Source organism: Bacillus sp. SCT118, assembly GCF_058566435.1.
The window spans coordinates 3057234-3070293 of sequence record NZ_CP191225.1 but is presented as its reverse complement, the minus strand read 5'-3'; the positions used below and the strand labels follow the sequence as shown (position 1 = coordinate 3070293).

General features: G+C 45.3%; 11 protein-coding genes and 1 pseudogene. 11 read left to right on the top strand and 1 reads right to left on the bottom strand.

Annotation, left to right across the window (positions count from 1 at the left end):
* Window positions 1–17 precede the first annotated feature (17 nt).
* Window positions 18–926, bottom strand: a complete 909-nt coding sequence (locus ACQVGT_RS15715) for an RluA family pseudouridine synthase (RefSeq protein WP_046340219.1) — start codon at window positions 924–926, stop codon at window positions 18–20.
* Between the two features lie 110 nt (window positions 927–1036).
* On the opposite strand from ACQVGT_RS15715, the gene ACQVGT_RS15710 reads away from it, so the two are divergent.
* The 11 genes and pseudogenes from ACQVGT_RS15710 (at window position 1037) to ACQVGT_RS15660 (ending at window position 12917) form a co-directional block, all read left to right on the top strand.
* Complete coding sequence (locus ACQVGT_RS15710) at window positions 1037–1432, top strand: YhcU family protein (protein ID WP_015383193.1); 396 nt, start codon at window positions 1037–1039, stop codon at window positions 1430–1432.
* Between the two features lie 137 nt (window positions 1433–1569).
* The gene (locus tag ACQVGT_RS15705; protein WP_003245462.1) at window positions 1570–1992 is read left to right on the top strand and encodes a CBS domain-containing protein; all 423 of its coding nucleotides are present in this window, start codon (window positions 1570–1572) and stop codon (window positions 1990–1992) included.
* A gap of 127 nt (window positions 1993–2119) precedes the next feature.
* Window positions 2120–2782 carry an HAD family hydrolase gene (locus tag ACQVGT_RS15700; RefSeq protein WP_015383194.1) on the top strand — a complete coding sequence of 221 codons (663 nt, stop codon included), beginning with the start codon at window positions 2120–2122 and terminating at the stop codon, window positions 2780–2782.
* A 15-nt stretch (window positions 2783–2797) separates the two neighbouring features.
* The gene (locus ACQVGT_RS15695) at window positions 2798–4339 is read left to right on the top strand and encodes a bifunctional GNAT family N-acetyltransferase/carbon-nitrogen hydrolase family protein (RefSeq protein WP_015383195.1); all 1542 of its coding nucleotides are present in this window, start codon (window positions 2798–2800) and stop codon (window positions 4337–4339) included.
* Window positions 4340–4513: 174 nt separating this feature from the next.
* A pseudogene (locus ACQVGT_RS15690) lies at window positions 4514–4618 on the top strand (AEC family transporter); the annotation flags it as partial.
* A gap of 145 nt (window positions 4619–4763) precedes the next feature.
* Complete coding sequence (locus tag ACQVGT_RS15685) at window positions 4764–6116, top strand: aspartate aminotransferase family protein (protein WP_003233390.1); 1353 nt, start codon at window positions 4764–4766, stop codon at window positions 6114–6116.
* Window positions 6117–6143: 27 nt separating this feature from the next.
* The gene (glpP, locus tag ACQVGT_RS15680; RefSeq protein ID WP_015383196.1) at window positions 6144–6722 is read left to right on the top strand and encodes a glycerol uptake operon antiterminator GlpP; all 579 of its coding nucleotides are present in this window, start codon (window positions 6144–6146) and stop codon (window positions 6720–6722) included.
* Between the two features lie 178 nt (window positions 6723–6900).
* A complete protein-coding gene (gene glpF, locus ACQVGT_RS15675; RefSeq protein ID WP_015383197.1) occupies window positions 6901–7725 on the top strand; it encodes a glycerol uptake facilitator protein GlpF in 825 nt (274 codons plus the stop codon).
* A gap of 18 nt (window positions 7726–7743) precedes the next feature.
* Window positions 7744–9234 (top strand): glycerol kinase GlpK, encoded by a 1491-nt coding sequence (gene glpK / locus ACQVGT_RS15670; protein WP_003233384.1) that lies wholly within the window; start codon window positions 7744–7746, stop codon window positions 9232–9234.
* A gap of 140 nt (window positions 9235–9374) precedes the next feature.
* Window positions 9375–11042, top strand: coding sequence for a glycerol-3-phosphate dehydrogenase (glpD, locus tag ACQVGT_RS15665; protein WP_015383198.1), 1668 nt, complete (start codon window positions 9375–9377; stop codon window positions 11040–11042).
* A 129-nt stretch (window positions 11043–11171) separates the two neighbouring features.
* A complete protein-coding gene (locus ACQVGT_RS15660; RefSeq protein WP_015383199.1) occupies window positions 11172–12917 on the top strand; it encodes a phospho-sugar mutase in 1746 nt (581 codons plus the stop codon).
* The last annotated feature ends 143 nt before the right edge of the window (window positions 12918–13060 follow it).

Sequence of the window (13060 nt, the reverse complement as noted above, 5' to 3'; positions counted from 1 at the left end):
GTGCCTGCGGCTTTTCTTCATGAAAAATATGTGCGGCAAAGGTTTTTCATATCAGCAGGGAAAGGGGCTTCAGCAACTATGAGCTCGTCTGTTATGGGGTGAACCGCTTGTACTTTATTGGCGTGCAGTGCCTGCCTGTTTAGCAGCTTGCTCCCGCCTCCGTAAAGCGAGTCTCCTGTCAACGGATGTCCGAGGCTCGCCAGATGGACACGGATTTGGTGTGTTCTTCCTGTTTCCAGCTCTAATTCAACGAGCGACAGCCGTTCTTTCGCATTGATGGCCATTACCTTGAAATGAGTGACGGCTGTTTGCCCGCCTGGTGAAACCCGGCGTCTTGTCGGGTGTGATCGGTCTCTGCCGATCGGTGAATTAATTGTCCCTTTTTTCGTCCTTAGCTTACCTTCAGCGATGGCGGTATACGTACGCTTCAGCGTCTTTTTCTCTAACTGCTGGTCTAAGATGGCGTGTGCCAAACGATGCTTGGCAAAAACGATAGCGCCAGATGTATCCTGATCAAGACGATGGACGTGGCGCACCTTACATGTTTCGCCATTTATCTGATAATGATAAGCGATCAAATTAGCCAGTGTACCGGTTTGCCCATCCTCATTCGGATGCGTCGCGATGCCAGCGGGTTTATTGACGATGAGCATATGATTGTCCTCATATAAAATATCAAGCTCGCCATACTCCGGAATGACCGAAGATGCTTCACTTTCCTGAAGATCAATGAACACGCGGTCTCCCTTTTTTACAATCATATTGTTTAAGACGGATTCGTGATTGACCTTTATCTGTTGATGGGACATCCAGTCTTGTATCACTGGTTTAGAAGCTTTGAGCGCTGTTTTGAGTACGGAAAACAGCCATTGGCCGTCTTGTTTTTCATTGATGAGGATCTCAAGCCCTCTGCCTTTTTGGTTCATGTTAAATGGCTCCTTTTCGAAGCGGAAGGCTGCTGTTTCTCATAGGAAACACTTACCTTAGCTTTCGCGTTTTTTTCTGTGCTATTCTTGAGTAAGACTTAGGATATTCGATGGCAAGAAAGGTGATTGACGTGAGAATTGTGAACGCAGCAACTGCAGAACAGGAGAGCTTTATCAAGGAGCTGTCTATGGAGCTGATCCATGATGTATTTCCTCTTTATTTCTCCGAACTGGACATTCAGCGCTTTAAAAAGAAAGGCGTTCTGTCTTTAAATAACCATTATTACCAAGGAACATTAAAAGAAGCATTTCAAATTATGGCTTGTCTGCAAATGATACATATTATCCTGACCAAGCCTTCGCCGCACTTTGATTTGAGTGATCAGGCGATTTTTGAAAAAAACAGCAAGATGCTGAATGATCTTGGGATTTATTTTCCGTTTGCTTTTTCTGACTTTCAAAAGAAGACTAACAAAGCCTTTTTCGGTCAAAGAAGGCTGATATAATCATGCGGCAAGAGCTTTTCTGTTTTTAGAAAAGCTCTTTTTTGTATCAGAGAAATCATATCATAAAACCTTTCCTCTAACTCCCTTTTTAAACGGCTCGTGTCTGAACATACTAATGATTGAAAGGGGTGCTGACAATGAGTTCAGTTAAAGATACAATGACAACGCAGGTGGCAACCGTTTCTCCGAATCAAACGATTCAGGAAGCGGCTTCTCTAATGAAACAGCATAACGTCGGGGCGATCCCCGTTGTAGAGCAAGGTGTTTTAAAAGGAATGCTGACTGACCGTGACATTGCATTAAGAACTACAGCTCAGGGCCGTGATGGCCAGACACCCGTTTCAGAAGTGATGTCAACAGAACTCGTATCAGGAAACCCTAATATGAGTCTGGAAGACGCGTCGCAGCTGATGGCCCAGCACCAAATCCGCCGCCTTCCTATTGTAGATCAAAACAATCTAGTCGGGATCGTTGCGCTTGGAGACCTGGCAGTCAATCAGATGTCGAACGAGTCTGCGGGATCAGCGCTGACAAACATTTCTCACCAAAACATTCATTAATAAGAAAGAGCTTGCAGTGTGCAGGCTCTTTCTTCACATAAAACCTTACTTTTTGAAAGCAGATTTGTTTCAGGGTATAGTTGAGTGTATACATATGTCTCAATTCGGACTAAAGGAGTTGTACCCAGTGATTAAAGCGTTAATTTTTGATTTTGACGGGCTTATTCTAGATACAGAAACACACGAATATGAGGTTCTTCAGGAAATATTTGAAGAGCACGGCTCAGTGCTGCCGCTATCTGTCTGGGGAAAGGTCATCGGAACTGCTGCGGGTTTCCGGCCTTTTGACTATTTAGAAGAGCAGATCGGGAAAAAGCTGAACCATGAAGAGCTCACACAATTGAGAAGAGAGCGGTTCGCCAAACGCATGGAAACAGAAAAAGCGAGACCTGGTGTCGAAGCGTATTTGAATGCGGCAAAGGATTTAGGCCTAAAAATAGGCCTTGCCTCCAGCTCTGATTATAAATGGGTGTCCGGCCATTTGAAGCTAATCGGCCTGTTTGATGATTTTGAAGTTATTCAAACGGCTGATGATGTGGAAGAGGTGAAGCCGAATCCTGAACTCTATTTATTGGCGGCAAAGAACCTCGGGGTATCGCCAGCGGAATGTCTCGCGTTTGAGGATTCTGTCAATGGTTCGATTGCTGCGAAACGCGCAGGAATGAAGTGTGTCATTGTCCCGAATAAAGTAACGGGCACCTTGATGTTTGAAGACTATGATCACAGGCTTGAATCAATGGCGGAAATGGAGCTCACCCTATTGCTTGATCATCTGAACTCACAAAACTAGAAAGGAGCGAGTAGGTTGTCTGAGAAATTAGATTTGACCCGGTTTGAAAAGAAAATGGTTATCCGCAATATCGAAGAGAAAGACATCGACAAAATTATCGATCTTCAAAAGGACTGCTTTCCGGGGATGGAGCCTTGGAAGCGAGAGCATTTAATCAGCCATTTGGAGCATTTTCCAGACGGGCAGTTTTGTGCAGAATTCGAAGGTGAAATTATCGGTTCGTGCTCAAGTCTCCTGATTAACTTTGATGAATATGATGACCGCCATACGTGGCAGGACATTACAGATGACGGTTATATCACCAACCATAATCCTGACGGCTTGAATATGTACGGAATTGAAGTCATGGTGCACCCGAAATACAGACGAATGAAGATCGGCCACCGTTTGTACGAGGCGAGAAAGGACTTAGCCAGACGCTTAAACCTGAAAAGCATCATCATAGGCGGACGGATTCCAAACTATCACAAATATGCAGAGGAAATGACAGCGAGAGAGTATGTTGAACAGGTGACACGCCACCAAATTTACGATCCGGTTCTTTCTTTTCAGCTGATGAACGGCTTTACCCTTATGCGAATTAACCCGAACTATCTCCCGGATGATACAGCTTCGATCAAGTATGCGACGCTGATGGAATGGAATAATGTCGATTATCTACCGCAGCAGACAAAACGCTATTATAAATCGGCGTTCCCTGTTAGAATTTGTGTGATCCAATACGAAATGAAGAAAATTTATTCCTTTGAGGAATTTGCGAATCAAGTAGAATACTATGTCGATGTTGCTTCCGACGCAAGATCTGATTTTGCGGTGTTCCCGGAAATTTTCACAACCCAGCTGATGTCTTTCCTTGAGGAACGGTCACCGAGCTTGGCGGTGCAGAGAATTACCGAGTATACAGAAGATTACATCAGCCTGTTTACTGACTTGGCTGTGAAGTATAACGTCAACATTATCGGCGGATCTCATTTCGTCGAAGAGGAAGGTAAGATCTATAATATCGCTTACCTGTTCAGACGGGACGGAACAATCGAAAAGCAATACAAACTCCATATTACGCCGAATGAACGCAAATGGTGGGGGATCAGCGCAGGAGACCAGGTTCGCGTGTTTGATACGGACTGCGGAAAAATCGCGATCCAGATCTGTTATGACATTGAATTTCCTGAGCTTGCCCGGATTGCGGCTGATAAAGGAGCCAAAATCATCTTTACGCCATTTTGTACAGAAGACCGTCAAGGCTATCTGCGTGTCAGATACTGTTCGCAGGCTAGAGCGGTTGAAAATCAAATTTATACGGTTATCTCGGGAACGGTTGGAAACCTTCCGCAAACGGAAAACATGGATATCCAATACGCCCAGTCAGGCATCTTTGCCCCGTCTGATTTTGAATTCGCCCGAGACGGCATTGTCGGCGAAACAAACCCGAATATTGAAATGGTCGTCATCGGCGATGTTGACCTGGAAATTCTCAGAAGACAGCGCCAAAACGGTACAGTGCGCCAGCTAAAAGACAGACGGCGTGATATTTATCATATTCAATATAAAAAATAATCCCGAAAAAACCCGCCTGCATTGGCGGGTTTTTTTAAACAAAAGCGGAATTGTTTAGGTTTTCTTTAAATTAAAAGTAAATTGTATAGTGGAAAAGAAGGTGCCTTATGGAGTTTCTGTATTTTCGCCATTTCATATATCATACAGAAAACGGCTAGGCTTCACATTGCTATTATAATGGCTGTCCAAGTCGTTTCGAGTGCAACCTTTATCAGTACGATGTTGAGCATTGTCACTTTGCCTGTTTTGCTTTGGATGCTGCATCCTCTTTCTTCTTGAGAAAGAGGATGTTTTATTATTTACACGGTTTATTGACTCTGACCCGGTCTGGCTTTATATTGAAGGCAGGGAAATCATCACCAAGACATCACATAAAGAGAAGGTCTGTTTCAATTGAATTGGCATTATAGGGAACGCTAATGAAATGGAGATGATGGGGATGGAAAACATTCAGCAAAATCAGGGATTAAAGCAAAAAGATGAGCAATTTGTGTGGCATGCCATGAAGGGAGCGCATCAAGCGGACAGCCTGATAGCCCAGAAGGCCGAAGGGGCATGGGTAACCGACATAGACGGACGCCGCTATTTGGATGCGATGTCCGGTTTGTGGTGCGTCAACATTGGTTACGGCAGAAAGGAGCTTGCGGAGGCTGCCTATGAGCAACTAAAGGAGCTGCCTTACTACCCGTTAACGCAAAGTCACGCACCCGCAATTCAACTGGCGGAAAAGCTGAATGAATGGCTTGGCGGCGATTATGTTATCTTTTTTTCCAACAGCGGATCGGAAGCAAACGAAACTGCTTTTAAAATTGCCCGCCAGTACCATCTGCAAAACGGCGACCACAGCCGTTATAAATTCATCTCAAGATATCGGGCATACCACGGCAATACATTGGGAGCGCTCTCAGCTACCGGACAGGCGCAGCGCAAATATAAATACGAGCCTTTGAGCCAAGGATTTCTGCATGCAGCTCCGCCAGATATATACCGGAATCCTGATGATGCAGACACGCTTGAAAGCGCAAATGAAATCGACCGCATCATGACATGGGAATTAAGCGAAACGATTGCCGGGGTCATTATGGAGCCCATCATTACAGGCGGGGGCATCCTAATGCCGCCGGACGGATATATGAAAAAGGTGGAGGACATTTGCCGGCGCCACGGAGCCCTTTTGATTTGCGATGAAGTGATCTGCGGGTTTGGACGGACAGGCGAGCCGTTCGGGTTTATGCACTACGGTGTGAAGCCTGATATCATTACGATGGCAAAGGGAATCACAAGCGCGTATCTGCCATTGTCAGCGACTGCTGTTAAACGGGACATTTTCGAAGCGTATCAGGGGGAAGCTCCTTATGACCGTTTCCGCCACGTGAACACGTTCGGCGGAAGCCCGGCTGCCTGTGCCTTGGCGTTGAAAAACCTGCAAATTATGGAGGACGAACAGCTGATTCAGCGATCCCGCGATCTTGGAGCAAAGCTTTTAGGTGAGCTTCAAGCTCTGAGAGAACACCCGGCAGTCGGGGATGTTAGAGGAAAAGGGCTGCTGATCGGAATCGAACTCGTCAAAGATAAATTGACTAAAGAGCCGGCTGATGCCGCCAAAGTAAACCAAGTGGTTGCGGCATGCAAAGAAAAAGGGCTGATCATCGGCAAAAACGGCGATACAGTCGCCGGTTACAACAACGTCATCCAGCTCGCGCCGCCATTTTGCCTGACAGAAGAGGACCTTTCCTTTATCGTGAAAACGGTGAAAGAAAGCTTTCAAACGATATAATATAAAAGTGATTTATTAAAGGAGAACATGATGAGTTTTCACAACCAGCCGATCTTACCGGCTATTCGCAATATGAAGCAATTTGATGAGTTTTTGAACAGTTCGCTCTCTTACGGTGTTATTCTTGATATTCATCTCGGCCAGCTGAAGGGCGTGATCAAAGAAGCGCAAAAGCACGGAAAGAACATGATGGTGCACGTCGATCTCATTCAAGGGATTAAGCATGACGAATACGGTGCGGAATTTATATGTCAGGATATCAAGCCCGCTGGGATTATTTCCACAAGATCGAACGTGATTGCCAAAGCGAAGCAGAAGAAAATTTATGCCATTCAGCGCCTGTTTTTGCTTGATACAAGCGCGATGGAGAAAAGCATGGAGTTTATCGGCAAGCATAAGCCTGACTTCATCGAAGTGCTTCCCGGCATCGTTCCGTCACTCATTCAGGAAATAAAAGAGAAAACAGGGATTCCCATCTTTGCCGGGGGTTTCATCCGTACGGAAGAGGATGTAGAGCAGGCATTGAAAGCGGGGGCTGTAGCTGTCACAACATCTAATACCAAATTGTGGAAAAAATATGAAAACTTTTTGACGGAAAGTGATTGACACCGCTTTCATGCACTGATACAATTGCACTAGGTTAATACATTGTGATGGAGAACTCGGAGACCACAGCAGCTCTTTACGGCAAATGTTTATGCACCCGTAAAGCGGTTTGTTGTGGTTTTTTTATTCTCTTCTTCTCTATCATGCTTTTTAATCGTGACTTTAGGAGGAATGTGCTATGACAGCATTTTGGGGAGAAGTCATCGGTACGATGCTGCTTATCATTTTTGGTGCAGGTGTTTGTGCAGGTGTCAATTTAAAGAAATCGCTTTCATTCCAGTCTGGCTGGATTGTTGTTGTATTTGGATGGGGATTGGGTGTTGCCATGGCGGCATACGCGGTTGGCGGCATCAGCGGCGCCCATTTGAATCCGGCGCTAACGATAGCGCTTGCATTTGTAGGAGATTTTCCTTGGAAAGAGGTTCCGGTTTATATTGCGGCGCAAATGATCGGAGCGTTCATCGGTGCGGTGATTATTTATCTGCATTACCTCCCGCACTGGAAGTCAACGGATGATCCCGCTGCCAAGCTGGGTGTTTTCTCAACAGGGCCCAGCATTCCGCATACATTTGCAAACGTTTTAAGCGAAGTGATTGGGACATTTGTCCTTGTGCTTGGAATCTTGGCCATTGGGGCAAATCAATTTACAGAAGGACTTAATCCTTTAATCGTCGGTTTCCTCATTGTAGCAATCGGTATTTCTCTGGGAGGCACCACCGGCTATGCTATCAATCCTGCACGTGACTTAGGTCCGCGGATAGCCCACGCTTTTCTTCCGATTCCGGGGAAGGGCTCATCAAACTGGAAATACGCATGGGTTCCGGTAGTCGGCCCGATTTTAGGCGGATCATTCGGCGGCGTATTTTACAACGCTGCATTTAAAGGGCACATCACAAGCAGCTTCTGGATTGTAAGCGTTATATTGGTTGTGGTATTGTTAGGACTCTATGTGTATACGAAATCACATTCAGCTAAAACATTATCAAATTCAAAATATATTTAATCAAAGGGGAGACATCTTATGGAAACGTACATTTTATCCTTAGATCAGGGGACGACAAGTTCAAGAGCGATTCTGTTTAATAAAGAAGGCAAGATCGTTCACTCTGCTCAAAAGGAATTTACACAATACTTCCCGCATCCTGGCTGGGTTGAGCATAATGCCAATGAAATTTGGGGCTCTGTCCTCGCGGTTATTGCCTCAGTCATCTCTGAATCAGGAATCAGCGCTTCTCAAATTGCCGGCATCGGCATCACGAACCAGCGCGAGACGACGGTTGTGTGGGATAAAGATACAGGAAGTCCTGTCTATAATGCAATCGTTTGGCAGTCCAGACAGACGTCCGGCATTTGTGAGGAACTTCGTGAAAAAGGATATAATGATAAATTCAGAGAAAAAACGGGGCTTTTAATCGATCCATACTTCTCCGGCACAAAGGTGAAGTGGATTTTAGACAATGTGGAAGGCGCAAGAGAAAAAGCGGAAAAAGGCGAGCTGCTGTTTGGAACGATTGATACGTGGCTCATTTGGAAAATGTCAGGCGGAAAAGCGCATGTGACCGATTACTCTAATGCCTCAAGAACACTGATGTTCAATATTTACGATTTAAAATGGGACGATGAACTGCTCGACATTCTAGGCGTACCGAAATCCATGCTCCCTGAAGTGAAGCCGTCTTCCCATGTGTATGCGGAGACTGTTGATTATCACTTCTTCGGAAAAAATATCCCGATTGCGGGAGCGGCAGGCGACCAGCAGTCCGCATTGTTCGGCCAGGCATGCTTTGAAGAAGGCATGGGGAAAAACACATACGGCACTGGATGTTTCATGCTGATGAATACAGGGGAAAAAGCAATTAAGTCCGAACATGGGCTTTTGACAACAATTGCTTGGGGCATTGACGGAAAAGTTAACTATGCGTTAGAAGGAAGCATTTTTGTCGCTGGCTCTGCCATCCAGTGGCTTAGAGACGGATTGAGAATGTTCCAGGACTCTTCGCTTAGCGAATCATATGCAGAGAAAGTGGATTCAACTGACGGCGTATATGTCGTTCCGGCCTTTGTCGGACTGGGAACGCCTTACTGGGACAGCGATGTGCGCGGTTCGGTTTTCGGCCTGACAAGAGGGACAACAAAAGAGCACTTTATCCGTGCGACACTGGAGTCATTGGCTTATCAGACAAAAGATGTGCTTGACGCAATGGAAGCAGATTCAAACATTTCATTAAAGACGCTTCGTGTAGACGGAGGAGCTGTAAAAAACAATTTCCTAATGCAGTTCCAAGGAGACCTGTTGAATGTTCCTGTGGAGCGTCCGGAAATTAATGAAACGACTGCACTTGGCGCGGCTTATTTGGCAGGTATCGCTGTGGGATTCTGGAAGGACCGTTCTGAAATCGCGAACCAGTGGAATCTGGATAAACGGTTTGAACCTGAATTAGAAGAAGAAAAACGAAATGAGCTGTATAAAGGCTGGCAAAAAGCCGTGAAAGCAGCTATGGCTTTTAAATAAAGTAATACTATGGTATAATGGTTACAAGTTAATAAGAACGGTCCTGAGATGAGGAGAGACCACAGCACCAAAGTGTAAGCATGCACTTTGGCTGTTGTGGTCTCTTTTTCTATTTACCGTGACAACAAGGAGGAAACGTAATGATGAAACATCAATTTTCAAGTCTTGAAAGAGATCGCATGCTGACAGACATGACGAAAAAAACATATGACCTATTTATTATCGGAGGAGGAATTACAGGAGCCGGAACAGCTCTTGACGCGGCATCAAGGGGAATGAAGGTCGCACTAAGCGAAATGCAGGACTTTGCGGCGGGAACATCAAGCCGATCAACGAAGCTGGTACATGGCGGCTTGCGCTATTTAAAACAATTTGAAGTGAAAATGGTCGCTGAGGTAGGAAAAGAGCGGGCGATTGTGTATGAAAACGGCCCGCATGTCACTACACCGGAATGGATGCTGCTTCCGTTTCATAAAGGCGGCACATTCGGTTCATTTACAACATCTATCGGGTTAAGAGTTTATGACTTCCTTGCAGGTGTGAAAAAGTCAGAACGAAGAAGCATGCTTTCAGCAAAAGAAACGCTGCAAAAAGAGCCTTTGGTGAAAAAAGACGGCTTAAAAGGCGGCGGGTATTATGTGGAATACCGCACTGACGATGCGAGACTGACCATCGAAGTCATGAAGGAAGCGGTGAAATTCGGGGCAGAGCCTGTGAATTACTCCAAAGTGAAGGAGCTTCTTTACGAAAAAGGCAAAGCCGTCGGCGTATTAATTGAAGATGTGCTGACAAAGAAAGAATATAAAGTGTATGCGAAAAAAATTGTCAATGCTACAGGCCCTTGGGTCGATCAGCTCAGAGAAAAAGACCATTCGAAAAACGGAAAGCATTTGCAGCATACAAAAGGCATTCACCTTGTATTTGACCAGTCTGTCTTTCCGCTGAAACAGGCTGTATATTTCGATACACCTGATGGCCGGATGGTATTTGCGATTCCTCGTGAAGGCAAAACATACGTGGGAACAACAGACACTGTTTACAAAGAGGCGCTGGAGCATCCTCGGATGACAACGGAGGATCGTGATTATGTCATCAAATCAATCAATTACATGTTCCCGGAACTGAATATCACTGCGAATGACATCGAATCCAGCTGGGCGGGGCTGCGTCCGCTGATTCATGAAGAAGGCAAAGATCCTTCTGAAATTTCACGGAAAGACGAGATTTGGACATCTGACTCAGGCCTGATCACCATTGCCGGCGGAAAACTGACTGGATACAGAAAAATGGCGGAGCACATCGTTGATCTTGTCCGTGATCGCTTAAAAGAAGAGGGCGAAAAGGATTTTGGACCATGTAAAACGAAAAACATGCCAATCTCTGGCGGGCACGTCGGCGGTTCGAAAAATCTCATGTCCTTCGTTACCACGAAAACAAAAGAAGGAATTGCAGCCGGTTTATCAGAAAAAGACGCAAAACAGCTGGCGATCAGATACGGCTCTAACGTAGATCGCGTCTTTGACCGGGTAGAAGCGCTGAAAGATGAAGCCGCGAAACGCAACATTCCGGTTCATATTCTTGCTGAGGCAGAATACAGTATAGAAGAAGAGATGACTGCAACCCCTGCTGACTTCTTTGTCCGCAGAACGGGACGTTTATTTTTTGATATCAATTGGGTAAGAACATATAAAGATGCCGTTATTGATTTTATGAGCGAGCGATTCCAATGGGATGAGCAGGCGAAAAACAAACATACAGAAAACCTCAACAAGCTTTTACACGATGCGGTCGTACCGCTTGAGCAATAAATCATAACGGGCTGTCTGCAGCCCGTTATTTCTTTTTACGTGGAAAGGGCCAGATCTCAGGTTATCAAGTGACAGAGGCACCCGCTTCATATAAAATAATGGCATAAGCTGATACATAGGAGGACGAATATGACTTGGAGAAAGAGCTATGAACGCTGGAAACAGACAGAACATTTAGATCCGGAATTAAAAGAGCGCCTTATTGAATTAGAGGGAGATGAACAGGCCCTTGAGGACTGTTTCTATAAAGACCTTGAATTCGGTACCGGCGGAATGCGCGGGGAAATCGGCGCCGGGACAAATCGGATGAATATTTACACTGTGCGCAAAGCATCGGCCGGGTTTGCGGCATACATCTCGAAGCAAGGTGAGGAAGCGAAAAAACGGGGCGTTGTCATTGCTTATGATTCCCGCCATAAATCTCCGGAGTTCGCGATGGAAGCGGCAAAAACACTTGCGACACAAGGCATCCAAACATACGTGTTTGATGAGCTTCGCCCGACGCCAGAGCTGTCATTCGCTGTCAGACAGCTGAACGCTTATGGTGGAATTGTGGTAACGGCAAGCCATAACCCGCCTGAATATAACGGCTACAAAGTATATGGGGATGATGGCGGTCAGCTGCCTCCAAAGGAAGCGGACATTGTCATTGAGCAGGTAAACGCGATTGAAAATGAGCTGACGATCACAGTAGACGAAGAAAATAAGTTAAAAGAAAAAGGCTTAATTAAAATCATCGGTGAAGATATTGATAAAGTTTATACAGAAAAACTGGCGTCGATTTCTGTACATCCTGAATTATCGGAAGAAGTAGATGTAAAGGTTGTTTTCACACCGCTGCATGGAACTGCAAATAAACCGGTCAGACGCGGTCTTGAAGCACTCGGCTACAAAAATGTAACGGTTGTCAAAGAACAGGAACTGCCGGATTCAAACTTCTCCACTGTTACATCGCCGAACCCGGAAGAGCATGCGGCATTCGAATATGCCATTAAGCTTGGGGAGGAGCAGAATGCAGATATTCTCATCGCGACAGACCCTGATGCTGACCGCCTCGGCATCGCGGTGAAAAACGATCAAGGCAAATATACAGTGCTGACAGGAAACCAAACCGGAGCGCTGCTGCTTCATTACCTGCTTTCTGAAAAGAAAAAACAAGGCATCCTGCCTGATAACGGTGTTGTTCTCAAAACGATCGTCACAAGCGAAATCGGTCGTGCTGTAGCTTCTTCATTCGGCCTTGATACGATTGATACGCTGACAGGCTTTAAGTTTATCGGTGAAAAGATTAAGGAATACGAAGCATCAGGCCAGTATACCTTCCAATTTGGTTATGAAGAGAGCTACGGTTATTTAATCGGGGATTTTGCCCGCGATAAGGACGCCATTCAGGCTGCGCTTTTGGCAGTTGAAGTTTGCGCGTTTTATAAAAAACAGGGAATGTCTTTGTATGAGGCGCTCATCAATCTCTTTAACGAGTATGGTTTTTATCGTGAAGGGCTGAAATCCCTGACGCTGAAAGGCAAACAAGGAGCAGAGCAAATTGAAGCGATTCTTGCTTCCTTCAGACAAAATCCACCGCAGAAAATGGCGGGCAAACAGGTTGTCACAGCAGAAGATTACGCTGTAAGCAAACGGACGCTTCTGACTGAAAACAAAGAAGAAGCCATCGACTTGCCAAAATCAAATGTATTGAAATACTTCCTGGAAGACGGGTCTTGGTTCTGTCTTCGTCCTTCTGGAACTGAGCCGAAGGTGAAATTTTATTTCGCCGTAAAAGGGTCATCTTTGGAAGACAGTGAACAGCGTCTTGTCTCCCTTTCTGAAGATGTAATGAAGACGGTGGATGAAATTGTTGAGTCGACAGCAAAATAATTCAAGTATGAGCTGGGTCATTGTAAATGATCCGGCTTTTTCTTTTTCTCATCCAAAAGTCTGAAAGAAAATCATCCTACAAGTGAAGTAATGAAATACAAAAAACTGGTATAATCTTAAATACAAGATCAATGCCGGAGTGA

Bases quoted from the DNA above. Each gene is read 5' to 3' on its own strand.
- ACQVGT_RS15715 (WP_046340219.1), bottom strand. From the start codon at position 926: ATGAACCAAAAAGGCAGAGGGCTTGAGATCCTCATCAATGAAAAACAA.
- glpD (WP_015383198.1), top strand. From the start codon at position 9,375: ATGATGAAACATCAATTTTCAAGTCTTGAAAGAGATCGCATGCTGACA.
- glpF (WP_015383197.1), top strand. From the start codon at position 6,901: ATGACAGCATTTTGGGGAGAAGTCATCGGTACGATGCTGCTTATCATT.
- ACQVGT_RS15705 (WP_003245462.1), top strand. From the start codon at position 1,570: ATGAGTTCAGTTAAAGATACAATGACAACGCAGGTGGCAACCGTTTCT.
- ACQVGT_RS15710 (WP_015383193.1), top strand. From the start codon at position 1,037: ATGGCAAGAAAGGTGATTGACGTGAGAATTGTGAACGCAGCAACTGCA.
- ACQVGT_RS15660 (WP_015383199.1), top strand. From the start codon at position 11,172: ATGACTTGGAGAAAGAGCTATGAACGCTGGAAACAGACAGAACATTTA.
- glpK (WP_003233384.1), top strand. From the start codon at position 7,744: ATGGAAACGTACATTTTATCCTTAGATCAGGGGACGACAAGTTCAAGA.
- glpP (WP_015383196.1), top strand. From the start codon at position 6,144: ATGATGAGTTTTCACAACCAGCCGATCTTACCGGCTATTCGCAATATG.
- ACQVGT_RS15685 (WP_003233390.1), top strand. From the start codon at position 4,764: ATGGAGATGATGGGGATGGAAAACATTCAGCAAAATCAGGGATTAAAG.